The sequence below is a fragment of the Pseudonocardia sp. genome, from assembly GCF_035305885.1.
GTDB lineage: Bacteria > Actinomycetota > Actinomycetes > Mycobacteriales > Pseudonocardiaceae > Pseudonocardia.
On sequence record NZ_DATGOP010000069.1, the window covers coordinates 1 to 22,838 of the forward strand.

Annotated in this window: 24 protein-coding genes and 1 pseudogene; 11 read left to right on the forward strand and 14 right to left on the reverse strand. The window is 73.0% G+C overall.

From position 1 onward, the window contains the following. Positions 1-232 precede the first annotated feature (232 nt). The gene (locus VKZ81_RS14645; RefSeq protein ID WP_324242095.1) at positions 233-1,141 is read right to left on the reverse strand and encodes a beta-keto acid cleavage family enzyme; all 909 of its coding nucleotides are present in this window, start codon (positions 1,139-1,141) and stop codon (positions 233-235) included. A gap of 239 nt (positions 1,142-1,380) precedes the next feature. Here VKZ81_RS14645 and VKZ81_RS14650 point away from each other — a divergent pair, with 239 nt between their 5' ends. Beyond that, entirely contained in the window at positions 1,381-2,682 is a 1,302-nt protein-coding gene (locus VKZ81_RS14650; protein WP_324242096.1) for an MFS transporter, read from the forward strand. Positions 2,683-2,711: 29 nt separating this feature from the next. On the opposite strand, the gene VKZ81_RS14655 is transcribed toward VKZ81_RS14650, so the two are convergent. Then, complete coding sequence (locus VKZ81_RS14655) at positions 2,712-3,941, reverse strand: GAF domain-containing sensor histidine kinase (RefSeq protein ID WP_324242097.1); 1,230 nt, start codon at positions 3,939-3,941, stop codon at positions 2,712-2,714. Here VKZ81_RS14655 and VKZ81_RS14660 point away from each other — a divergent pair. From VKZ81_RS14660 to VKZ81_RS14670, 3 genes are all read left to right on the forward strand, one after another. After that, the gene (locus VKZ81_RS14660; RefSeq protein ID WP_324242098.1) at positions 3,897-4,781 is read left to right on the forward strand and encodes a response regulator transcription factor; all 885 of its coding nucleotides are present in this window, start codon (positions 3,897-3,899) and stop codon (positions 4,779-4,781) included. The two genes, VKZ81_RS14655 and VKZ81_RS14660, sit on opposite strands and share 45 nt — an antisense overlap. Positions 4,782-4,937: 156 nt before the next feature. Next, on the forward strand, positions 4,938-5,894 hold the full coding sequence (locus VKZ81_RS14665) for a fumarylacetoacetate hydrolase family protein (protein ID WP_324242099.1): 957 nt from the start codon (positions 4,938-4,940) through the stop codon (positions 5,892-5,894). Positions 5,895-6,068: 174 nt separating this feature from the next. Next, the gene (locus VKZ81_RS14670) at positions 6,069-6,440 is read left to right on the forward strand and encodes a DUF488 domain-containing protein (RefSeq protein WP_324242100.1); all 372 of its coding nucleotides are present in this window, start codon (positions 6,069-6,071) and stop codon (positions 6,438-6,440) included. Between the two features lie 48 nt (positions 6,441-6,488). Here the strand turns inward: VKZ81_RS14670 and VKZ81_RS14675 are convergent, their stop codons facing one another. Beyond that, the gene (locus VKZ81_RS14675) at positions 6,489-7,181 is read right to left on the reverse strand and encodes a helix-turn-helix transcriptional regulator (protein ID WP_324242101.1); all 693 of its coding nucleotides are present in this window, start codon (positions 7,179-7,181) and stop codon (positions 6,489-6,491) included. A 92-nt stretch (positions 7,182-7,273) separates the two neighbouring features. Between VKZ81_RS14675 and VKZ81_RS14680 the strand changes: the two genes are divergently transcribed. Next, a complete protein-coding gene (locus VKZ81_RS14680) occupies positions 7,274-7,714 on the forward strand; it encodes a hypothetical protein (protein WP_324242102.1) in 441 nt (146 codons plus the stop codon). A 35-nt stretch (positions 7,715-7,749) separates the two neighbouring features. Continuing rightward, complete coding sequence (gene folE, locus VKZ81_RS14685; protein ID WP_414709380.1) at positions 7,750-8,355, forward strand: GTP cyclohydrolase I FolE; 606 nt, start codon at positions 7,750-7,752, stop codon at positions 8,353-8,355. A 361-nt stretch (positions 8,356-8,716) separates the two neighbouring features. Here the strand turns inward: folE and VKZ81_RS14690 are convergent, their stop codons facing one another. The 4 genes and pseudogenes from VKZ81_RS14690 to VKZ81_RS35145 all read right to left on the reverse strand — a co-directional run. Then, positions 8,717-9,244, reverse strand: a complete 528-nt coding sequence (locus tag VKZ81_RS14690) for a DUF488 domain-containing protein (RefSeq protein WP_324242104.1) — start codon at positions 9,242-9,244, stop codon at positions 8,717-8,719. 130 nt (positions 9,245-9,374) lie between these two features. Next, a complete protein-coding gene (locus VKZ81_RS14695; protein ID WP_324242105.1) occupies positions 9,375-9,872 on the reverse strand; it encodes a MarR family winged helix-turn-helix transcriptional regulator in 498 nt (165 codons plus the stop codon). Positions 9,873-9,942: 70 nt separating this feature from the next. Next, positions 9,943-10,476, reverse strand: coding sequence for a hypothetical protein (locus VKZ81_RS14700; protein ID WP_414709379.1), 534 nt, complete (start codon positions 10,474-10,476; stop codon positions 9,943-9,945). 76 nt (positions 10,477-10,552) lie between these two features. Next, positions 10,553-10,795 (reverse strand): annotated as a pseudogene (locus VKZ81_RS35145) (maleylpyruvate isomerase N-terminal domain-containing protein); the annotation flags it as partial. Positions 10,796-10,862: 67 nt separating this feature from the next. On the opposite strand from VKZ81_RS35145, the gene wrbA reads away from it, so the two are divergent. Further along, entirely contained in the window at positions 10,863-11,489 is a 627-nt protein-coding gene (gene wrbA, locus VKZ81_RS14705) for an NAD(P)H:quinone oxidoreductase (RefSeq protein WP_324242107.1), read from the forward strand. A 140-nt stretch (positions 11,490-11,629) separates the two neighbouring features. Next, the gene (locus VKZ81_RS14710; RefSeq protein WP_324242108.1) at positions 11,630-12,574 is read left to right on the forward strand and encodes a hypothetical protein; all 945 of its coding nucleotides are present in this window, start codon (positions 11,630-11,632) and stop codon (positions 12,572-12,574) included. Here VKZ81_RS14710 and VKZ81_RS14715 read toward each other — a convergent pair. The 7 genes from VKZ81_RS14715 to VKZ81_RS14745 all read right to left on the reverse strand — a co-directional run bounded on the left by VKZ81_RS14715 (position 12,533) and on the right by VKZ81_RS14745 (position 18,726). Further along, positions 12,533-13,696: an enolase C-terminal domain-like protein gene (locus VKZ81_RS14715; RefSeq protein WP_324242109.1), complete on the reverse strand. Its 1,164-nt coding sequence runs from the start codon at positions 13,694-13,696 to the stop codon at positions 12,533-12,535. The two genes, VKZ81_RS14710 and VKZ81_RS14715, sit on opposite strands and share 42 nt — an antisense overlap. Positions 13,697-13,777: 81 nt before the next feature. Further along, positions 13,778-14,542, reverse strand: a complete 765-nt coding sequence (locus VKZ81_RS14720; protein ID WP_324242110.1) for an SDR family NAD(P)-dependent oxidoreductase — start codon at positions 14,540-14,542, stop codon at positions 13,778-13,780. A 10-nt stretch (positions 14,543-14,552) separates the two neighbouring features. Continuing rightward, positions 14,553-15,098, reverse strand: coding sequence for an SDR family oxidoreductase (locus VKZ81_RS14725; RefSeq protein ID WP_324242111.1), 546 nt, complete (start codon positions 15,096-15,098; stop codon positions 14,553-14,555). Between the two features lies 1 nt (position 15,099). Next, positions 15,100-16,245, reverse strand: coding sequence for a thiolase family protein (locus tag VKZ81_RS14730; protein WP_324242112.1), 1,146 nt, complete (start codon positions 16,243-16,245; stop codon positions 15,100-15,102). Continuing rightward, positions 16,242-16,649, reverse strand: a complete 408-nt coding sequence (locus VKZ81_RS14735; RefSeq protein ID WP_324242113.1) for a Zn-ribbon domain-containing OB-fold protein — start codon at positions 16,647-16,649, stop codon at positions 16,242-16,244. Before VKZ81_RS14735 ends, VKZ81_RS14730 begins: the two co-directional genes overlap by 4 nt. 20 nt (positions 16,650-16,669) lie before the next feature. Continuing rightward, on the reverse strand, positions 16,670-17,518 hold the full coding sequence (locus tag VKZ81_RS14740) for an enoyl-CoA hydratase/isomerase family protein (RefSeq protein WP_324242114.1): 849 nt from the start codon (positions 17,516-17,518) through the stop codon (positions 16,670-16,672). Then, entirely contained in the window at positions 17,515-18,726 is a 1,212-nt protein-coding gene (locus VKZ81_RS14745) for a CaiB/BaiF CoA transferase family protein (protein ID WP_324242115.1), read from the reverse strand. Before VKZ81_RS14745 ends, VKZ81_RS14740 begins: the two co-directional genes overlap by 4 nt. 204 nt (positions 18,727-18,930) lie before the next feature. Between VKZ81_RS14745 and VKZ81_RS14750 the strand changes: the two genes are divergently transcribed. Genes VKZ81_RS14750 through VKZ81_RS14760 form a run of 3 tightly spaced genes read left to right on the forward strand, consistent with a single transcriptional unit; the run spans position 18,931 to position 22,836 of the window. Continuing rightward, positions 18,931-19,923, forward strand: coding sequence for an NAD(P)-dependent oxidoreductase (locus VKZ81_RS14750; RefSeq protein ID WP_324242116.1), 993 nt, complete (start codon positions 18,931-18,933; stop codon positions 19,921-19,923). Further along, positions 19,920-21,395 carry an aldehyde dehydrogenase gene (locus tag VKZ81_RS14755; protein ID WP_324242117.1) on the forward strand — a complete coding sequence of 492 codons (1,476 nt, stop codon included), beginning with the start codon at positions 19,920-19,922 and terminating at the stop codon, positions 21,393-21,395. Before VKZ81_RS14750 ends, VKZ81_RS14755 begins: the two co-directional genes overlap by 4 nt. Before the next feature lie 34 nt (positions 21,396-21,429). Continuing rightward, positions 21,430-22,836 carry an FAD-binding protein gene (locus VKZ81_RS14760; protein ID WP_324242118.1) on the forward strand — a complete coding sequence of 469 codons (1,407 nt, stop codon included), beginning with the start codon at positions 21,430-21,432 and terminating at the stop codon, positions 22,834-22,836. Positions 22,837-22,838: the final 2 nt, after the last annotated feature.

The window sequence follows — 22,838 nt, forward strand, 5'->3', positions numbered from 1 at the left end:
CCCCGCTCGACGACGGGGCCGGATGCGCCCTCCGCTGTCCAGGAGGGGAGGGGCTCCTGAGCGGGATCCCCGGCGGGTGCGTCCGTGGGACACCGGCGCCCTGAGCTCGGCGAGGGGCCTCACCGCGGGGACGGGCCTGAGCGTGCCCGTGCCCGAGCGACCCACGGGTACCGGCGCCGGCCGCGTCGAGCCGTGTCGAGCCGTGTCGAGCCGTGTCGACCGGTTCAGCGGTTCAGCGGTTCAGCCCGAGGATTTCGCGGGCCTCCTCCGGCGTGGCCGGGCGGCGGCCGTAGATCGCGGCGATCTTGACCAGTTCCGCGACGAGCTCGTGGTTGCGCCCGGCGACCGAGCCGTCGGCGCGGTAGAGGCCGTCCTCGAAGCCGACCCGTGCGGTGTCACAGCCCATGGCGATGCCGAGCGTCGCCCACGTGAAGTTGTCGTGGCCGGCTCCCAGCACGCCCCAGACCGCGTTGGGGAAGCGGCTGAGCGCGAGGTTGCGCATGAAGACGAGCGTCTCCGGGTCGGCGTCGACGTCGCCGAGCCCGCCGCCGAGGAGGAGCCACACGTGCTCGGCGTTGCGGTCGAAGAGGCCCTCGTCCGCGTAGCGGGCGAGCCGGGCGATGACGTGCATGTCGACGACCTCGTACTCGAGGGTCGACCGCTTGTCGTAGATCGCCTTGATCGTCTTCTTGAGGTACTCGGGCGAGTTGACGTACGGCGTTTCGGTCGGGTAGCCGCCTTCGGGGTGCCAGAAGTCGGTGGTGCCGGCGGCGACGCCGTAGAGGTCCGGGGTCGGGTCGAGGTCGATCAGCGCGAGGCGCTCCTCGTCGGAGGGCCAGACGAGCTGCCCGGTCGCCGGGTCGCGCCGGACACCGATCCCGTTCGTGGTTTGCAGGAGGACGTCGGTCCGTTCGCGGATGCGGGTGATGATGTCGCGGAAGACGGCGACGTCCCCGGTGTTGGCGCCCTTCTCGTCGCGGGCGTGGACGTGGACGACGGCGGCGCCGGCTTCGCGGCACAGCCGCGCGTCCTCCGCGATCTCCTCGGGACTGACGGGCACGAAGGCGCCGTCGCGGCTCTGCTGCATCCCGCCGTTGACCGCGGCGACGATCACGAGCGGCTTCCCGGGGCTGGTCGACATGGCTCCTCCGGTGGGTCTTGGGGCTCCGCCGAACGCTAGGAGCTCGCCGTGGTCCCCGGATCGCGCGGATGACGTCCGTTGACCGGCGGCGCCTCCGGGTGAGGCGCGACAAATGTCTCGCCGTGCGTCGTGCACTCCGCCCGTGCCGGCCGGTCAACGGAGCCTGTTGGCGCGCGCCTCGCCGTACATAGGTTCTGCCTCGCACTACCCGGAGCACGCACGGCAGAGAGGCCACCGCGATGTCCCCACCCGCTGACCGTTCCCCCACCCAGCTGCGTCGCGCCGTCACGTCGAGCTACCTGGGTAGCGTCATCGAGTACTACGACTTCCTGCTCTACGCGACGGCCTCCGCGGTCGTGTTCAACACCGTGTTCTTCCCGAGCGCCGACCCGACCGCAGGGGTGATCGCCAGCTTCGGCACGCTCGTGGCCGGGTACGCGGCGAAGCCCGTCGGCGCGGCGCTGTTCGGCCACTTCGGTGACCGGATCGGCCGCAAACGCACGCTGGTCGTGTCGATGACCGTGATGGGCACGGTCAGCGTGTTGATCGGCTTGCTGCCCGGCTACGCGACGATCGGGGTGTGGGCGCCGATCCTGCTCGTGCTGCTGCGCATCCTGCAGGGGATCGCGTTGGGCGGTGAGTGGGGCGGCTCGGTGCTGATCTCCACCGAACACGCCGCCTCGCGGCGCGGCCTGTGGGCGAGCTTCACGCTGTCCGGCGCCCCGAGCGGCACGGTGCTCTCCACCCTCGCGCTGACGGTCGTCGCCGGAGCCGTCGGCAACGACGCGCTGGTCGCCTGGGGCTGGCGGATCCCGTTCCTGTTCAGCGCGGTGCTGCTGGCCGTCGGACTGTTCGTGCGGGCCAAGGTCGAGGAGACCCCCGTCTTCCGCCAGGAGCGGGAGAAGGCGCGGGTGCCGCTCGCGGAGGTGCTGCGCGCGCACCCGCGCGCCCTGCTGATCTCGGTCGGCATGGGCGCGGGCGCCTTCGTCGCGCAGGGCACCCTGACGGTCTTCGTCATCACCTACGCCGTGGCCGCCGGGTTCACCCGCTCCGCCGTGCTGAACGCGCTGACGATCTCGTCGGTGGTGGCGGCGCTCGGGGTCCTGGTCTTCGCCGGGCTCTCCGACCGGATCGGCAGGCGCCCGGTGGTCGTCGCGGGCGCGGTGGGGATGGCCGCGTGGGCGTTCGCGATCTTCCCGCTCGTCGACTCGGGCTCGTTCGCGCTGCTGCTGCTGGCCGTGGTGGTCGGGCAGGGCGTGATCCACACCGCGATGTTCGGTCCCATGGCCGCGCTCTACGCCGAGCTGTTCCCCGCCCGTGTCCGATACACCGGCGCGTCGTTGGGGCTCGGCCTGGCCGGGATCGCCTCCGGGCTCGCGCCGCTGGTGTTCGCCGCGCTCGGCGCGCAGCCGGGCAACAGCATCGTCGTGTCGGTGGTGATGGCGGCGTGCTGCCTGCTCACCGTGGGGTGCGTCCGGCTCGTCCGGGAGACGAGCGCGGCTCCGGCCGCGGGCGGCGAGCGGGTCGGGGAACCCGCCTGAGCCCGGAGCCCGAGGACGTGACCCGACGATCAGCCGAGGCCCTGCACCGCGGTCGGGACGGGCACCCGGACGCGGACCCGGAACCCCCGGGGGCCGTCGCTCGCCTCCGTCGTGCCGCCCCAGCGCTGCGCGCGTTCCCGCATCGACACCAGCCCGAGCGCGCCCGATCGGGGCGGGCGACCCCCGGTCCCGACACCGTCGTCGTCGATGTCGACGGCGACGTGGGCCCGCCCCGCGTCGTCCTGGACGCGTACCCGCACGACCGCGCGCGTCGCCGAGGCATGCCGGACCACGTTGTGCAGAGCTTCCTGGACGATCCGGAACAGGTCCTCCTGGATCTCGGCCGGCAGCAGGTCGGGTTCGGCGAGGTCGATCTCGACGTCGATGTCGAGGCCCGCCGCGGCCGCGACCGACTCGGCGTGCCGCTCCACGGCCCCGGCCAGCCCGAGCTCGACGAGGTCCGCCGGGTGCAGCTGCAACACGAGGCCCCGCAAGTCGGCCAAAGCGTGCTCGGCGAGCCCGGCGAGCTCGTCCGCGACGGCGCGCACCACGTGCGGGTCGGTCGTCCCGTCCGTGTCGACCTGCTCGCTCAGCGCCGAGGCCTGCAACCGCATCGAGAAGACGTGCTGTACCGCGGAGTCGTGCAGGTCGCGGGCGATGCGCGCACGCTCGGAGGCCGCCGCATCGCGCCGCGAGCGAGCCAGCAGATCCGCGGAGTCGACGGCCATGGCTGCGAGGTCCGCCATGGCTTCGAGGAACTCGACGGCCGCTCCGTCCGGGACCGTGTCGGGCGCGTAGTAGGCGTTGAGCACGCCGAGCACGCGTTTGCGCACCGTCAGCGGCACGGCGACGAGGCTGTCCCAGTCCGACGCGCCCATCGCCTCGTGCAGCGGCTCCCAGGCGGGGTCGGCCATCAGGGTGCGCTTGCGGTGCACGGCGACGACGGGCCGCGCGGTGCGGAACGCCTCGGCGAACATCGGCCGGGCACCTCGCCTGCGGCACTGCTCCAACCGCTCCGGGAAGCCCTCGCCGTCGATCGAGCCGGCATTGCCGACCACGCGCAGGGTGCCGCCCTCGATGAGCAGGATCTGCACGGCCGCGATGCTCTCGGCCCGCGCGGCCTCGCGGGCGACCACGTCGAGCGTGACGCGCAGCGAACCGGCGTCCGCGACGCTGGACGCTGCTCGTGCGATGGCGGCGAGCCGGCGTTGCCCGTGGCGAGCGGCGTCCCCGCTGAATCGCTCGTCGAGGTCAGCCACCCGCCCCACCCCGTCGTCGTCGGCCCTGGCACGCGGCACCGGGGTCGCAAGTCTTACCGGGAGGCGTTCGCGTCGGCAAGGATCGGCGCGGGCCCGTGCTCCCGGGCGGGGTCGCGACGGCTGTCCACGAACGTCTTCGAGCGGGGGTGCATGATGACCGGCCAGGCCGCCGCCGGTGAGCGGAACGCTGTCATTCGGGTTCTCCTCGTCGACGACCATTCGGTGGTGCGCCGCGGTGTGCGCGCCTACCTCGACGGTTACGACGACGTCGAGGTCGCTGCCGAGGCCGAGAGCGGTGACGAGGCGCTCAGCAAGCTCGCCGCGATGGCCGGCCACGGTGAGCTTCCCGACGTCGTCCTCATCGACCTGCTCATGCGCGGACTCGACGGGGTCGCGGCCACCGCGCGCATCATCCAGCAGCACCCGACCGTCCGGGTCGTGGTGCTGACCAGTTTCGGCGAGCGGGAACGCGTCCACGCCGCGCTCGCGAGCGGCGCAACCGGGTTCCTGCTCAAGGACGCGAAGCCGACGGAGATAGTCGCGGCGATCCGCGCAGCCGCCCGGGGCGGGGTCTTCCTCGACCCGATGGTGGCCCGCCGGCTCACGCAGGAGGTCCTGTCGCCGGCGACCGGCATCGCGGCGCTCAGCGAGCGCGAACGCGCGGCGCTCGTGCTCGTGGCGAAGGGCCGGTCGAACCAGGAGATCGCCGACGAGCTGGTGATCTCCGAGCGCACGGTTCGCACCCACGTCAGCAGCGTGTTGCGCAAGCTCGGGTTGACCTCGCGCACACAGGCCGCGGTGGTCGCCGTCCGGGAGGGATTGCTGTCCCCCGATCCCTGATCGCGGAGCGCTCGAAAGCCGCGCGGCGAGCTGTGCGCACGCGTCGTGGGTCGCACCGCCATGCAGGGCAGCGACAGCGGTCCACGACCGCACCGACGCGAACCCGTTCCGGCCGGCCTCGTCGACGCCGGCCCCTGACACCAGCACGGAGGACACATGCGATTCGCGGCCTGGACCGAGGACCGCGCCACCAGGGTGGGCCTGCTGGAGGGCGAGACCCTGCACGCGCTCCCACCGGGCGCGGATCTCGTCGACCTGCTCGCCGACGCGCCGAGGTCCCTCGAGGACGCGGCTGCGCGGGCCCGCGGGGGCGGCGAGAGCCGGCAGCTGGCCGACGTCGCGCTCACCGCGCCGCTGCGCCCTCCAGCGGTGCGCGACTTCATGTCCTTCGAGCAGCACATCGAGGGGATGGCGCTGGGCCGCGGGCCCGGCGCGACCGGCCACCCCGGCCTGTACGAGGTCCCGGTCTTCTACTTCTCCAACCCGAACGGTGTCGTCGGCCCGTACGACGACGTGCCCGTGCCTCCCGGCTGCGAGTTGTTCGACTTCGAGCTGGAGGTGGCCGCGGTCATCGGGCGCGCGGGTCGCGACCTGACCCCCGAGCAGGCCCGCGACCACATCGCGGGCTACCTCGTCATGAACGACTGGACCGCGCGCGACACGCAGCTCGCCGAGATGGCGCTCGGCTTCGGCCCGGTGAAGGGCAAGGACGGCGCCACGACGCTGGGCCCCTGGCTGGTCACCGCCGACGAGCTGGAGCTCCACCGCCGCGACGATCGACTCGACCTGCGGATGACGGTGTCGGTGAACGACCACGAGATCGGCTCGGACACCCTTGCGAGCATGGTGTGGCGGTTCGAGGACCTGGTCGCCTACGCCTCCCGCGGCGCCTGGGTCCGCCCCGGCGACGTGCTCGGGTCGGGCACCTGCGGCAGCGGGTGCCTCATGGAGCTGTGGAACCGCCGCGGCAGCCGGAACCCGCCGCCGTTGCAGATCGGCGACGTGGTCGAGATGACGGTGCAAGGCCTCGGCACGATCCGCAACCGGGTGGTGGCCGGTGCGGATCTCCGGCCCATCCCCCGGGCGCGGCGCGCGAGCGACGCGCGGGTGTGAGCGCAACGCGCCCAGCGTGGTGGCGACCGGCATCGTCACCGACGGCTCCCGCGTATCAGCGCCGAACGTCCCAGGTGCTCGGGTTCGAAGGCCCTGTACCGCCGCGAACGCAGGTGGCGTAATCGGACCGGACGAACGCGCATGGAGGAGACCATGGCTCCCGCGGAGGTGCGGGTGCGCCGCATCTACGACCCGGCGACCCAGGAGGACGGCATCCGCGTGCTGGTCGATCGTCTCTGGCCACGCGGCATGAGCAAATCCCGGGCCGAGATCGACGCATGGTGCCGCGACATCAGCCCGTCGCCCGCGCTGCGCCGCTGGTACGCCCACGACCCGCAGCGCTTCACCGAGTTCCGCCGCCGTTACCGGCACGAACTCACGACCGGCGAGCAGGCCGACGCGCTGCACCACCTGGCCGAACTGGCCGAAGGGCGGACCCTGACGCTCCTGACCGCCACCAAGGACCCCGCGACGAGCGGGGCCGCGGTCCTCGCCGAACTCCTCGAGGAGAGGGTCGCGGACGCCCAGGCCCGCCGATCCCGCTGACCGGTCGATCAGATCGGCTGTGCCCGGGCGACGGACCGCACCGGCCGTCTACTGCTTCGGCTGCTCCGCCAGGGTCACGCAGCACCGCCCCGGGGCGGGAGCCAACCTCGCCTGCACCTCGGTGCGGCCGAGCTCGTGGAGCATCGCGGTGATGAGGTGCAGGTTCATGCCGCACACGAGGGTGGTGTGTTCCCGCGCCAAGGCGTGGAAGGGGCAGTTCGCGAGCACCAGGACGCCGTCCTGGACCCGCGGTTCGTACCCGTGCTCGGCGAGGGTTGCGGCGATGTCGTCGAGCGGCGTCGCGCCACCCTCGCAGGGCTGTGCTTCGGCGGCGAGCCGATGCCCGAACTCGGCCGCCGCGTGCTGCACCGCCTCGAGGACGGGGACACCCTCGCGGGCAGATGCATCGACGGCGCGGGCCAGGATCCGCCCGGCCAGGTCGTAGTGCCGCGGCGGGAGCGTGACCGCGACCTCTCGCGCGGAGCGCCGGTACAGCTTCGTCGGGCGCCCGGCGCCCGGGCCGCGGCGGCCGGTCAAGCGCCGGTACTCCGTGTCGAGCAGGCCCTCGTCCACCAGCTTGTCCAGGTGGAACTTCGCGGTGTGCCGGGGGAGGCCGACGCCCTCAGCGGCCTGGTCCCGGCTCACCGCCTCGGGCTGCGCTGCGACGTAGAGGTACAGCGCGCGGCGGGCCGGCTCGGCGAGCGCGCTGACCCCACTGACCTGCGAGACGAAGTCGTCCAATGATCCACACTTTCTAAAAGACATCAACTTTGACTTAACAAGCCGCCCGCTCTAAAGTCCAGCGTAGCGTCTTTTAGAGAGTGGAGGGCATCATGACCACCCACCGCGACCCCCCGACATCGCCCGCCGGCGTGGACCCCATCCCGGGTGCCCGGGAGGCGTTCCTGCTGCTGCGCACCGTGTTCACGGTGGCGCCGATCCTGTTCGGACTGGACAAGTTCGTCGGCGTGCTCACCGACTGGGACGGCTACCTCGCCCCGCAGATCGACGGGCTCGTGCCCGGCACCGCTCACCAGGCGATGCTCGCGGTCGGCGGGGTGGAGGTCCTCGCCGGTGTGCTCGTCGCGGTGCTGCCGCGCATCGGCGGGTACGTCGTCGCCGCCTGGCTCGCAGGCATCATCGTGAACCTGGTGCTCACCGGCGGCTTCTACGACATCGCCCTGCGCGACTTCGGCCTGCTCGTCGCGGCGCTGGCCCTCGCGCGCCTCGCGCCGGCGTTCGGCCACCGAGGTTCGCGGGCGCGGACGTCGTGACCGCTGCGGCCCGCGCGTTCCCGTCGCCCAACCGGTTGCGGGTCGTGCCGCCGTCCGAGGGGGTCGACGTCGTCGCCGCCGAGCGGGCGGCCACCGCGTTCCTGGCCGCGTTCGGCGTGCCGACGGACACCGGCCCGACGGCTGACACGCCGCGCCGGATGGCGCGCGCCTACGCGGAGATGCTCAGCCCGCGCTCGTTCGACCTGACCACCTTCGCCAACGACGAGGGCTACGACGAGCTGGTGCTGGCCCGCGGCATCCCGGTGCACTCGGTCTGCGAGCACCACATGCTCCCGTTCGTGGGCACCGCGCACGTCGGGTTCCTGCCGGGGGAGCGGATCCTGGGCCTGTCCAAGCTCGCGCGGGTGGTGGAGCTGTTCGCCCGCCGTCCCCAGGTCCAGGAACGGTTGACCAAGCAGGTCGCGGACTGGTTGCAGACCCACCTGCAGCCTCGCGGTGTCGGGGTGGTGATCGAGGCCGAGCACATGTGCATGACCCTGCGCGGCGTACGCGCCGGCGGTACGAGCACCGTCACCTCGAGCTTGCTCGGTTGCCTTCGCGACGATCCCCGGTCCCGCGCCGAGTTCCTGGCCCTCACCACCTCCGCGGGATCGTATGGGGCCGGCGGTCGTCATGGCTGATCCCCTCGGCGAGCCGACCGCGGCGGGGGTGGCCGTCCGGCCGGACGACCTCAGTCACCCCGGTCGGCCCCGCGGACCTGGTTCGGGGCCGCCTCCGCCACCACAGCCGGACCGCCGGCCACGCCATGACCCGGTTCGCCTCGGTCGCCTCCGGCGGCCGCTCGCCGAAGCCGGGGCATGCCCGCGGCGACCGCTCCGGGCGCCCACCGGGTCGAGGACCCGGCCAACCCCGACACCCGCTGCGTCCTCGAGCTGGTCACGGGCGGTGCGGTGGACACGCTGCCCGGAGCCGCCCTGCGCGCTGCGGCCGGGCGCGGTCTCGTGCGCGACGGACACCGTCCCCCGCGGCCACGCCGAGGAGCTAGGTCCGGTCGTAGACGAGAACCCCGTCGGGCGTTCGGCGGGCTCCGGCCGCGACCGGGTGCCGCGTGGTTCGGCCGTCGTGGTCGAGGTGGCGCACGGGGGTTGCGCGGGCGAGGGTCAGGAAGTCGGCGATCAGCCTGCGGTGGCAGCGCCACCAGAGGCTTTCGCTGCACATCACCACCGTGCTGGCTGTCGCGACGTCGGCGAGCAGGTGGTCGACGGCGTCGAGGAATTCGGGGTTGCGCATGTGGTGGGCGTAGGCGCGGAAGGCGTCGACCCGCCACCATCGGTCCGGTGACTCGGCCGGGAGCGGTCGGCGGCCACCGAGCCGTTCGTCCCAGCGGTAGTCGATGCCGGCTGCGGGGAGCCACTTCGCGAGCGCCTCGCGGTTGACGTGGGGGTGTGCGCGGCTGCCGGGGTAGCGGCGCACATCGACCACCCGGGCGGCGCCCGCACTGCGCAGCAGTTCGGTGAACTCCGCCTGGCTCGTCGTGCCGTGGCCGACGGTGAGGAGCGGTGGTGCCATGACGTCGTGGTACCCCGCGGCATCGGCCGAGGTGGAAGCCCCGCGTGCGGTGGTCGTCGAGGCTCACTCCCTGGAGCCGGAACACGATCGCCGTGCCGGCGCCCGGACGACCCGTGTCCCGGCGCGCGCATCACGTGGCGGGCTCGGGGTCCGGGTTCGGGGATCCGTTCTGGACGGCTGTGAGGTGGTCGAGGACCGTCTCGGCGATGTCGCCGAGGGTGTCGAGTTGCTCCTCGGTCAGCAGGTCGATGAGGTGGCGGCGCACGGACTCCACGTGGTGGGGAGCTGCTCGCTCGATCGTCGAGCGGCCGAGGTCGGTCAGGGCGATGATGGCGGCGCGGCTGTTGTCCGGGTGGCGTCGGCGCTGGACCAGGCCGCGTGCCGCCATCCGGTCGAGGTGGTGTCCGAGGCGGCTCTTCGACCACAGCATCTGTTGTGCCAGGTCCACCAGGCGCATCTGGGAGTCGGCGGCTTCGGACAGGCTCACCAGCACCATGTAGTCGGCGATGGACAACCCGCACTCCCGGCCCAGGTCTCGGGCGATCTGGAGGTTCAGCAAGGGGTGCATCAGCATGTAGCCGCGCCACGCCCGCTCCTCGCGGGGGGTGAGCCATCGCGGTTCAGGCATTCTGCGAGCCTACTTGGGTTGACACGTCGACCGAACCCTCCGTCTCGAGCGGCGGCAGGCGCCGCCGGCGTCAGGACGTGGATGCCTCGGCGGCCGGCGGCGTCCAGATGATCGAAACGGTCTGGAGGGCCGCCGAGGCGAGGCGCTGATCGCCGTCGACGTGCGCATGCCCCGCTGTGGTCTCGGGCGTGACCCCACGGGTGCAGAGTCGCCATGCGATGTCCGGGTCGAGGCGGAGTCGGGCGGCAGGTCGAGGGTGCGACCGGCGTTGCAGCACCCACCGGTCCGGGCTGCGGATGCAGCTCCATCGCCCTCCGCCCGGTCCGGTCACTTCCACCTGCAGGGCGGAGCCCACGCCGAGGTATTCGGGGTCGCGGAGGCCGGTTCGTCCGAGGGCGTCGCAGATCTGCTGGTGGTGGGTCCAGTACTCGCTGAAATCGCGAGCGGCATCCATCCAGATCGGAACCGGTCCGGGCCCGACCCACGTCACCGGGTCCCCGAGGGCGTCCAGGTCCACGGCCTGCCAGAACTCGACGATCTGACCGCCGGTGGCCTCGAGCTGGTCGACCAGCAGGCGTGGGCTGCAGCGGCGGGCGGCGGTCACACGTCGTTGATGCGGTCGAGGAAGGCGGAAAAGGTCTCGTCCTCCGCGGGCCGGAGGGCCGTGTGGCCGCGACGTCCTTGACGCACCAGCCCGGGCAGACCGTGGGCGTCGCCCACTCGTCGGGTTCGAGTCGTCCCAGCAGATCGACGACAGCGGCGTGCTGTTCACCGAACAGGCGTCGAACGTCGATCGGAGGCCCCAGCCAGGAGACGTCGGTCATCGTCCACCCCCGGTGTTCCGTCGCCGTCGACCCGCTGCGGTCGCGCCGCGAGCGCCATGATCGATCGCCCGGTCGGCTCGGCTCATCCTCGCGCGACATCGGGTTGACATGTCTACTCAACGATGTCCATGCTGAGTAGACATGTCAACTCAAGGAGAGGTGTCCAGTGAGAGACCAGCCACGGATCGCGGTGATCTACTACTCCGCGACCGGCCACGTCCACCGGCTCGCCGAAGCGTTCGGGCAGGGCGCAACCGACGCCGGCGCTGAGGTTCGGCTGCGGCGGGTGCCCGAGCTCGCCGGTGATGCCGCCATCGATGCCAACCCGGCCTGGCGGGCGCACCTCGAGGGCACCGCGGACGTGGAAGTGGCCGGCCTGGACGACCTGGTGTGGGCGGACGGGCTCGCGTTCGGCACGCCCACGCGGTTCGGCAACGTCAGTTCCCAGCTGAAGCAGTTCCTGGACACCACCAGCGGGTTGTGGCTGGCGGGGGAGCTGGCGAACAAGCCGGCGACCGGTTTCACCGCGAGCATGGATCCGCACGGCGGGCAGGAGTCGACGCTGCTCGCGCTGTACCACACGATGTTCCACTGGGGCTCGGTGATCGTCCCTCCGGGTTGGGTCGACTACGAGATCGCGCACGCCGCCGGCGGCAATCCCTACGGGATCAGCCAGGTGGAGGCGGAATCCGCCGACCCCGGGTACGTCAAGGCGGTCCTCGAGGCCGCCCGCCGCCACGGGCACCGGCTCGTCGACGTGGCCCGCGCGTTGGCTCCGCTCCGGGCGGCGTGACGGGCGCGGCCGTGGCGGCGCGGGCTTCCGGAGCCCCGGATCGGGCGTGCGTCGGCGATCCGAGGTCAGGGACGGATCGTCCAGCCCGGCGGCGGGGCCGATTGCGGGTGGCGGCGTGCTACTCGACCATCGCGGCCTGCGTGCCCTATCTGACGCTGAAGGCGTTGTGGCTCGCCGGGGATCCCGTCGGGGCTGCGGATGCGGCAGGCGCCGCGCAACTGGTGGACACGCGGCACGTGGTCGGTGATGCCGTGACCGCGGGCATGGAACTGGTTGCGGTCGTGCTGGTCGTGGCGCTCACCCACCGGTGGGGCCGCCGTCTGCCGGCCTGGCTGGTGCTGGCGCCGATCTGGGTGGGTACCGGGCTCCTGGCGCCCATCGCGGTCGGTGTGCCGCTCGGTCTCCTGGCCCAGGCGTTCGCCGGCGGATCGCCGGCCCCGCTCGGCAACGGGTCGCAGGGTTGGCTCTACGTCGTCGCCGACGGTGGGTTCATCGTCCAGGCGGTGGGGTTGTCGATCTGCTTCCTCGGCTACGTGCACGATCGCTGGCCCCGCCTGTCGTCGATGCGGATCACGCACCTGCCTGCCGCGGGTCGGCGCGAGCGGCGGGTCGCGGCGGGCGCCGCGGTCGTCGCGGCGGGTTTCGCCGCGACGACCGTCGGATGGGCGGTGACCGACGGGCCCGGCTGGGGCGGTCCGGCGGGCTTCGAGACCGTCACCCAGCGGGCCTTCCTCCTGGTCAACGGCGTGCTCGTGCTCGGCGCCGCGATCGGCGTCCCCGCCCTGCTGGGGCGCCGCGGCACGGGCCGCCTCGTGGCTCCGCTCGCAGTCGTCTGGGTCGGGACCTCCGTGACCGTGCTGTCCGGGCCCACCCACGTCGCGGTCAGCCACCAGGGCCAGCCGGGCCCGGTTCTGGTCGCCGCCGCAAGCCTGGCCACCGCGTCCGGGCTGATCCTCACGGCGCTCGCGGCGCGCTGCGTCCGCGCGTCCCGGTCCCAGGCGCCGCCGAACGACGACGTGGACCGCGGGCCCGTGATCCACCGGCTACGGTCGCAGCAGCGAACGGAACAGGGTGATCAGGCCTGATCGGGTCTCGAAGCCGATCCCCGGCGCCTCGGGCGGCCGGACGCGACCGCCATCGACGACGGCGTCGTCGGCGAACCCGCCGAAGGGCTGGAAGTTGTGCGGGTTGGCCTCGCTCCCGCCGAGGCCCAGCGCGGCCGCCACGTGGAGCGAGAACAGGTGCCCCCCGTGGGGCTGGAACGCCCTGCGGTCCCAGCCCGCCGACTCCATCACCCGCACGATCCGCAGGTAGCCGGGCAGGCCGTAGCAGTGCGCGGGGTCGAAGACCAGCACGTCCCGGTCGGCTCGCAGGCCGCCGTAGCGGGCCAGGTTCCGGGCGTCGGCCGCCGAGAGTAGCGCTTCCCCCGCGGCGAGCGGTGGCGGGTAGAGCTCGGCGATCCGCGCGTGCGTCGCGAAATCGAGCGGATCGCAGATGTCCTCGAACCACCGGAGTCCGTAGGGAGCCATCGCGTGCGCGGCCCGGACCGCCTGGTCGGGGTCGTAGCGGTTCATGGCGTCCACGGCGAGGTGGTCGGCGCCCGGGAGCAACGAGAGGACGGCCTCGATCCGCTCGAGGTCCTCGGCGAGGGGCAGGCCACCGATCTTGATCTTCACGTGGGTGTGGCCGCGATCGAGGAACCCGCGCACCTCGTCGGTCAGCCGGGCGGTGTCGTCGGCGCCGAAGTAGTAGCCGCCGCCCGCGTAGACCGGCACCGGCGCACCGGAGCTGCGGGATCCCGTCGCGTCGGCGAGGAACGCGTGCAGCGGCTGGCCGGCGATCTTGGCTGCCGCGTCCCACAGGGCCATGTCCAGCGTCCCCACGGCCACGCACCGCTCGCCGTGCCCACCGGGCTTCTCGCCCCGCATCACGCGGTCCCACGCCCGGAACGGATCGATGTTGTCGCCCGAGGCGGAGGCCAGCTCCTCGCCTGCGGCGACGAGGCGCGGAGCGAACCGCTCACGGATCAAGCCGCCCTGCCCGAACCGCCCGATCGACGAGAAGCCGAATCCGACGACCGGTTCACCGTCCCGGCGGACGTCGGTGACCACCGCGACCGCGGTGGTGTCCAGGCCGCCGCGGCCGACGTCGCGGGTCGCGTAGCGCGAGATCGGGACCGTTCGCTCGCGGACGTCGACGATGCGCACCCGGCCCCCCTCCTCGCTCCGCACTTCCTAGCGCATGGACGTGAACGGAGCCATCGGTGCCGGCCTGCCGCAGCCGGCACGTCAGGAAGCCGGCTGGGCGTAGAGGCTCTTCCCGCCGCACACGTAGAGCAGTTGGCCGGTGACGTGCGCCGCGGCCGGCCCGGCGAAGTACGAGACGGCCCAGGCGACGTCGCTGGGTGCCCCGATCGTGCCGGTGGGCTGGGCCGCGAGCAGCTTCGCCATGACCTCGGGGGGTTCGGCCCGCAGCAGTGGTGTGTCGACGAGACCGGGGGCGATCGCGTTGACGGTGATCCCGTAGCGGGCGAGCTCGATGGCGAGCGAGCGGGTCGCGGAGACCACACCGCCCTTGGACGCGGCATAGGCGAGCTGACCGAACCAGCCGAGCCAGGCGCGGGAGGCGATGTTGATGATGCGGCCGCAGCGGCGGGGAACCATCGTGCGGGCGGCGGCCCGCGAGCAGTGCGCGACGCCGGTGAGGTTGACGGCGATGACGCGTTGCCAGACCTCGTCCGGGAGCTTGCGCACCCCGCTGTTGATGTTGATCCCGGCGTTGTTGACGAGCACGTCGACCGGGCCGAGCCGGCGCTCGGTCTCGGCGAACAGATCGTCGACCTCGGCGCTGGACGTGACGTCGACCGGTACCGCGATCGCCTCGTGACCGCCCTCCTGCAGTTCCGCAACGACGTCGTGAGCGGCCTCATCCGACAGGTCGGCGATCGCGACGCGGGCGCCCTGAGCGGCGAGCTCGCCTGCGATGGCACGGCCGATGCCCTGGGCCGCGCCGGTGACGATCGCGGTGCGCCCTTCGAGGGCACGCGTGGTCATGGGGCTCCCTTCAGACCGACATGCTCGACAACAGGGCGTCGCCGGCGTCGCAGAACAGCAGCTGGCCGGTGATGTATCGGCTGCGCGGGTCGGCGAGGAACGCGACCGCTCCCGCGACGTCGGCGAGCGTCGGCGCATCGGGCAACAGGCCGCGGCGGCCGTCGGTCGGAACGCCGGCGACGACGTTGACGGTGACCCCGGACGGCGCCAGCGCGAGCGCGATGCTGCGCGCCGCGGCGAAGACCGCGCCCGCCAGCGCCGCCCGGCGGGGATCCGCGACCCGACCGAGCTGGTCGCGGCTGCCGATCACGACGACGGCCGCGCCGCCGTCGTCCCGCGCGGGGAACGGGGTGCGCTCGACGAGCGCCTGCAGGGTGGCTGCCGGGTCCGGATCCGGGTCGCCGCGCAGGAGTCCCGGGTCGAACACGAGCGCGTCGACCGGCCCGTCGGCGGCCTCGGTGACCGCCCAGCCGCTGTCGTGCAGCAGGTCGGCGACGACGGCTGTGACCTCGGACCGGGCGGGGACGAGCAGCGCGGTGCGGGAACGGGGTGGCATGTCAGTCCTCCGCGGCGAGGATGTGCACCGAGCAGGCGCCGTTGTCGACGCCGTAGATCCCACCCCCGGTGGTGTGCGTGAGCGCGACCGACGCCCCGGCCACCTGCAGCGGCCCGGCCGCCCCGGTGAGCTGCCAGTACACCTCTGCGAGCTGGCTGACGCCGGTGGCGCCCACGGGGTGCCCCCGGGAGAGCAGCCCGCCGCTGGGGCTGACGGCGACCCGCCCGTCGCGGTCGAACTCGCCGTTCGTCACGGCCTTGTGCGCGGTGTGCCGCGCGGCGAGGCCGAGCGCTTCCGCGTGCAGCAGCTCCGCGATGGCGAACGCGTCGTGCAGCTCGACGACGTCGAGGTCGGCGGGGCCGAGGCCGGCCATCGCGTAGGCGGCCGACGCGGCCCGCTCGGTGATGTCGGGCCAGGTCATATCCCGGTGGGAGGTGTGGAAGCGGCCCGAGCGCACGACGCTCGCCCTGATCGTCGCGCTCGGGGTGCCGAGTTCGGCGGCGAACGGGGCGCTGCACAGGAGCACCGCGGCCGCGCCGTCGCTGTTCGGGCAGCAGTGCAACAGCCTCAGCGGGTCGGCGACGGGGCGGGAGGTGGCGACCTCGTCGAGCGTGACCGGCTGTCGGAAGTGCGCCCGCGGGTTCGCCGCACCGTTGCCGCGGTTCTTCACCGACACGCGGGAAAGATCGGTGACCGTGGCGCCGGATTCGTACAGGTAGCGCTGGGCGCGCATGGCGTAGGCGGCGGGCATGACCATGCCCTGGTCGATCTCGACGTCCGCCGTGGTGAGCGGCAGCGTTCCGCCGCCGAACGCGGACAGGTTCTCGACGCCCACCACTGCCACGCAGTCGTAGGTGCCGGACGCGACGGCCTGCCAGGCCAGGTGCACGGCCGACCCGCCGCTCGCGCACGCGTTCTCGACGGTGAAGACGGGAGGCCCGGAGATGCCGACCCGCTGCAGGACGCGCTGGGCGATCAGCGATCCCCCGTAGACCGACCCGACGAACCCGGCCTCGACGGCGTCCGGGGGAAGGCCGGTGTCGCGCAGGAGTGCGCCGACGGCCTGCGCGCCCAGGTCGGCGGCGGTGCGGTCGCGATGCTTGCCGAAGGGGGCCACGGCGGCCCCGCACAGGAGCACGGGGTTCATCGGGCACCCTCCGCGACGCGGCGGACGCGGTAGGACCACAGCTCGGTGTCGCCGTCGCGGCCGATCGGGCCGCTGGTCAGCTCGACGGGTGCGTCCGGGGGGAGTGCCGCGGTCCCGTCGGTGTGCGCGAGCACCCGTACGCCGTCGATGTCGACGTAGCTCAGGACGTACGGTGCCGGGAAACCCCGCGGTCCGACCCGCACGACCGTGGAGGCGTACGCGGTTCCCGTGCGGCCGGAGAGGGTCGTGCCGGTGCCGTCGTGGGCGCAGCGCGCGCAGACCGTGCGGGGCGGGAACCACCTGCTGCCACAGGCCGGGCAGGTGGAGATCACCAGCCGGACGCCGTCGTCGTCCCGGAAGTCCTCCGCCGCGACGATCCGGCGCTGTTCGGTGGAATCTGTCATGTCGGTCCTCTCGATCACGGCTATCGGCCCTCGTAGACGGGGGGACGCCGGGCCGCGAACGCGGCGCGGCCCTCGGCGCGGTCGGCGGTGTCGCGCAGCAACCCCCACATGAGCTGCTCGACGGCGATGCTCTGGCTGAGCGGCAGGTCGTGGGTGCGGTGGGCGAGCGTGGCGAGCGCGCGGATCGCGAGCGGCCCGTTCGCGGCGATCCGGCGGGCCAGCTCGAGCGCGGTGTCGAGCAGGTCCTCCGCCGGGACGACGTCGCTGACGAGACCCACGCGGAGGGCCTCGGCGGCGTCGATGCGATCGCCGGTGAGCAGCATCTTCAGCGCGACCGCTTGCGGTATCGCCCGCAGGAGGTGCGACGCGCCGCCCACGGCGGGCACGCTCGCCCAGCGCGCCTCCGGGAGCCCGAACGTGGCGTTGGGACTCGCGATGCGCAGGTGGCAGTGGAGCGCGATCTCGAGCCCGCCGCCGAGGGCGTGCCCGTTGACGGCGGCGATCATCGGCTTCCCGATCTGCAGTTCGCTCAGCGTGATCGCGCGGACGTAGCCGCCCTCCCGCACGCCCTGCGCGTACGGCGCCAGGTGCGCGGCGGCGAAGGGCAGGTCGGGCGCGCCGGTCCGTTTGAGGTCGGCCCCGGCGCAGAACGCACGCGTGCCGGTGCCGGTGAGCACCGCGACCGAGAGCGCGGGGTCGTCGCGGAACGACTCCATCGTCTCCCGGAACAGGATCATCGCGTCCGGGTCGAGCGCGTTGTGCGCCCAGGGCCGGTCGAACCGGACGAGCAGCACGTCGCCGTGCGTCTCGGTGGCGATCGCGGGCCGGTCCGGGGCCTCGTCCCGCCCGGTGTCGGCTGCCGTGCTCATCCGACGACTCCTTCCTTGGCCAGCCGGGCGTACTCGGGTTCGGAAACCCCGAGCAGCTCGGTGCAGACGTCGTGGGTGTCGGCCCCGAGCAGCGGGGCCGGGGAACGCAGGTGGCCGGGAGTGCTGGAGAGCCGGTACGGGATGCCGGAGTAGACCGACCGCCCCATCACCGGGTGGTCGAGGCGGACGAAGTGCCCGCGGGCCCGCAGTTGCGGATCGCGGTGCAGCAGGTCGTCCGCGTCCAGGACGGGGGAGGCGGGAACGCCCACCTCCGCCAGTGCGTCGGCCAGCTTCTCGGCCTCCCACTCCCGGGTCACCTGGCCGATCGCGGCGTCGAGCTCCGTCCGCCGCGCGCGCCGCCGCGCGGCCGTGGCGAACGCCGGATCGCGGCCCCACCCCGGCCGCGCGAGCACCTGCGAAAGTCCCCGCCACTCACGATCGGTCCGCACCGCGAGGGCGATCCACCGATCCGGGCCGGCGCAGGGGTAGACGCCGTGGGGGGCGGCCACCGGGTCGGTGTTGCCCGCGCGCTCGACGCGGTGCCCGGCTGCCACCGCGACGAGGGCCGGGCCGATCGCGTTCGCGGTCGACTCGAGTTGGGCGAGCTCGATGTAGCAGCCCTGCCCCGTGCGCCTGCGCCGCAGCAGGGCGGCGAGCACCGCGACCGCGCCGTGCAGCGGGTTGGGGACGTGGTCCGGGTAGTTCGTGCCGGTACCGGCCGGTGGCCTGTCCGGCTCCCCGGTCAGCCCGAAGATGCCGCTCGCGGCGCCGATCGACAGGCCGTAGCCGCGGAAGTCCCGGTGGGGGCCGGTGGCGCCCTGCATCGGCATCTCGAGGTAGATGACGTCGGGGCGAACGCGGACGGCGTCTGCGTAGCCGAGTCCGAGCCGGTCCATGGTGCCCGGCGTGAAGTTGTCGATCACGACGTCGCTGATCGCGATGAGCTTCAGCGCCAGCTCGCGCCCCTCGTCGCGGCGCAGGTCCACGCAGATCGAGCGCTTGCTCGAGTTGCGGTCGGCGAAGTAGCCGCTGCGGTCCACGCCGGGGACGCCGTCGCGGAACGGGGGCATCGACCGGATCGGGTCGGTGCGGGTGCGCGACTCGACCTTGATCACGTCGGCGCCGTGGTCGGCGAGCGGCTTGGTCGTGAACGGGCCTGCGCCCACCCAGGAGAAGTCGGCGACCCGGACGCCGGTGAGGGGACCCATGAGCCTTCTCTCGAAGTCAGATTCGCAAGTACGGAACACCGGAAGACTGCGCGGCGCCGATGCCCGTGTCAAGCCCTGCTTCCTCCACCAAATGTGAGGCTTGACAGCTCTTGCGAGTCGCCCGCATGCTTCGTCTTGCTTCGAGACTGCGAAGTCGATTACGAGACTTGGAGGCGCGACGACGTGTCACAGAGACGTCCCCGGTTGCTGCTGCTCGATGACTGGGAACACCGGATGCGCAACGCGCCCGCCGCTGCCCGGCTGCGCGAGCTCGCCGACGTGACCGTGCTGGACCGCCCCCTCGCGGAGGTCCCGGACTCCGAGCTGCGCGACGTGCGCGTGGTGGTGGCGATCCGCGAGCGGACCCGATTCGACCGGGCGACGTTCGACCGCCTGCCTGCGCTGGAGCTGATCCTGCAGACCGGCGGGCACGCCTACCACGTCGACCTCGACGAGGCGCGGCGGCGCGGGATCGTCCTCGCCCTGTGGCGCAGCCACGACGCCTGCGAGGCCGCGATGCGCGAGCTCACGTTCGGCCTCGCGATCGCGGCGCTGCGGCGCTTCCCCGAGGCCACGCGGGCGGGCGACGCGGGCGACTGGCCCGGCCTGCTCGGCGGCACGTTGCGCGGCAGGCGGATGGGCATCCTCGGCATGGGCCTGCAGGGCCGGGCCGTGGCCCGGCTCGCCCAGGCCTTCGACATGGACGTCGTGGCCTGGGCACGACCGGGCAGCAGCTCGACGGCCGACGACGGCGTCCCCCGACTCCCGATGGAGGAGCTGCTCGCCACCTCCGACGTCGTGAGCGTGCACCTGCGGTTGTCGGACGAGTCCCGCGGCCTGCTGACCGCCGATCGGCTGCGCTCCATGAAGCCCGGCTCGGTCCTGATCAACACCGCTCGCGGGGCGATCGTCGACCAGGACGCGCTCGTCGAGGTGCTGCGCGAGGGGCCGCTGCGGGCTGCGGGCCTGGACGTGTTCGCGCACGAGCCCCTGCCGGCCGACTCCCCGCTGCGCACGCTGCCCAACGTTGTGCTCACCCCGCACATCGGCTGGACCGTCGAGGAGGCCTTCGACGAGTTCACCGAAGGGGCGGCGGGTCAGCTCGAGGACTACCTGGCCCACAAGCTCGACCCCGCAGAGCTGGCCTATACGCCCGGCGAGCGCCCGGCGTCCGTGATCGGCGGGGTGGCGTCGTGACCCTCGACCGGCACCCGCACTGGATCGACGGCGCGGCCACGCCCCCGTCGTCCGGTGACTACCTGCCCACGCACGACCCGATGACCACGCGGCCGTGGGCGGAGATCGCCCGCGGTGATGCCGCCGATGTGGACCGTGCCGTCCTGGCCGCGCACCGGGCGTTCGAGCACTGGCGCGGCGTCGGCCCGTCCCGCCGGGCCGAGGTGCTCTGGCGGCTCGGGGACCTGATCGCCGAACACGCCGACGAGCTGGCCGAGCTGGAGAGCCGCGACGCCGGCAAGGTCATCCGCGAGGTTCGTGGTCAGCAGGTGATGCTGCGCGACTGGTACCGCTACTACGCCACCCTCGCCCACCACAACGAGGGCCGCCAGATCCCGCACGACAGCTCGTCGATCACGGCGGTGACCGTCCGGGAGCCCTACGGCGTCATCGGGGTGATCCCGGCGTTCAACTCGCCGATGCTGCTCGGCGCGATGGGGCTGGCGCCCGCACTCGCGGCGGGCAACACCGTCGTGGTGAAGCCGCCCGAGGTCAACTCGCTGTCGCTGCTGCTGCTCGGCAGGCTCGCACAGCGGGCCGGGCTGCCCGACGGTTGCCTGAACGTCGTCGCCGGTTACGGGGCCGAGGCGGGCGATGCCCTCGTCGGGCACCCGCTGGTGCGCAAGGTGTTCTTCACCGGCGGTCCCGACTCCGCCAGGCACGTCACCGCCCGCGCCGCGGCCGGGCTCAAGCAGACCGTGCTCGAGCTCGGCGGGAAGTCGGCGAACATCTTCTTCGCCGACGTGGACGTCGACCGGGTGGTCAACGGGGTGCTCGCCGGCATCTTCGCCGCAGCGGGGCAGACCTGCGTCGCAGGGTCCCGACTGCTCGTCCACGACAGCATCGCCGACCGGCTCGTCAAGGCCGTCGCCGAGCGCGCGCGGCGGATCCGGCTGGGCGATCCGCGCGCCACGGAGACCGAGATGGGGCCCCTGTCGCAGGAGAAGATCCTCACCGGGGTCGCGCACCGCGTCACCGAGGCCATCGCCGAGGGGGCCGTGGTCGTCGCAGGCGGACCGGACGGAGAGCGCCCCGAGCACGGGTGGTTCTACCCGCCCACGGTCCTCGACGGCGTGACCAACGACATGTCCGTGGCCCGCAACGAGTTGTTCGGTCCCGTCCTGTCCGTCATCCGGTTCACCGATGAGGACGAGGCCGTCGCGATCGCCAACGATTCGGAGTTCGGCCTCGCCGCCGGGGTCTGGACGACCGACTTCGCGCGGGCGCACCGCGTGGCGCGCCGGCTGGAGGCGGGCACGGTCTGGGTGAACACCTACCGCGCACTCCAGGTGGCCACCCCGTTCGGCGGCATCAAGGGCAGCGGCTACGGCCGCGAGAACGGCCTCGACGGGTTCGCCGAGTTCACCCAGCCCAAGTCGATCTGGTTCGAGTCCGACGCCGCGCCGTTGGCCGACCCGTTCACGCTCCGCTGATTCCGCACGTCAACGACGACCCGGGAGAGATGAGATGAAGACCGTCCAGGAGTACGACCTCGTCGTCGTCGGGCACGGCGCGGCCGGACTGGCCGCAGCCGTGACCTACGCCGAGGCCCGCGAGGGCGCCAGGATCGCCGTGCTCGAGCGGGCGCCGCGCGAGGAGCGCGGCGGTGCGACGCGGTGGACCGGCGCGTTCCTGCGCGTCACCGAGGACCGCACGTTCGATCACGAGTGGCCCGAGCGCATGCGCCGCGTCTCGGGCGGGCTCGCCGACTACGAGTACTGCCGGCTGCTCGACCGCGAGGTGCCGACCACCCTGCGGTTCATCGAAGAGCGCGGGGTGCGGCTGGTCTTCGAGGAGTTCCCGTTCGCGCACACCTTCGACGGCGGTCCCGCCACGATGCACCCGCCGGGGCGGCCGGAGGGCGGGGGCAAGGCGATCGTGGAGGCGCTGTCGGCCGTCCTGGAGCGCACGCCCGGGGTGGACCTGCGGTACCGCACCGAGGCCGTCCGGCTGACCGTCTCCGACGAGGGCGCGGTCGACGGCGTGGTCGTCCGCGGCACCGACGGGCTGCTCGTGCGGCTCGCCGCCCGCGACGTCGTGCTCGCATGCGGTGGGTTCGAGGGCAGCGTCGAGATGCTCACCCGCTACGTGGGGCCGAAGGCGTGCGACCTGCCGCTGATCGCGCCCGGGATCGCGAACAACCGCGGCGACGGCCTGCGCATGGCGATGGAGTTGGGCGCCGACACGGCGGGCCAGTTCGACATGATCCACGCCGAGCCGGTGGACCGGCGGACCTCCAGTGCGGATGCGGTGATCTACGGCTACACCGGCGGGATCTTCGTCAACGGCCGCGCCGAGCGGTTCTACGACGAGGGCCGCGACACCTGGGACAACACGTTCGAGCACATCGGCTTCGAGATCTGGCGCAACCAGGACCAGGAGGCGTACTGGATCGCCGACGCGAAGACCCTGGCCATCCCGGGCTGGGAGAGCGCTGTGCTCAGCGACGTGCCGCCCGAGCGCGCCGACACGATCGGCGACCTGGCCCGCCGCCTCGGCCTCGACGCCGAGGCGCTGGAGAAGACCGTCGCGGAGTTCAACGCCGCGTGCGGCCCGGGTGAGTTCGACGTGCGCAGGCTCGACGGCAAGGCGACGACCGGGCTCACCCCGCCCAAGTCGAACTGGGCGACGCCGCTGGACACCCCGCCGTTCATCGGGATCCCGCTCACCGCAGCGATCACGTTCACCTACGGCGGTGTGCGCACCGATCTGGACGCCCGCGTGGTCACCCCGGCGGGCACGCCGATCCCGCACCTGTACGCGGCCGGTGAGCTGACGGGTCTCTTCTACCACGAGTACCCGCCGGCCACGTCGGTGCTGCGCTCACTGACCTTCGGCCGGATCGCCGGGGCGCACGCCGCGCGACAGGCCTGACC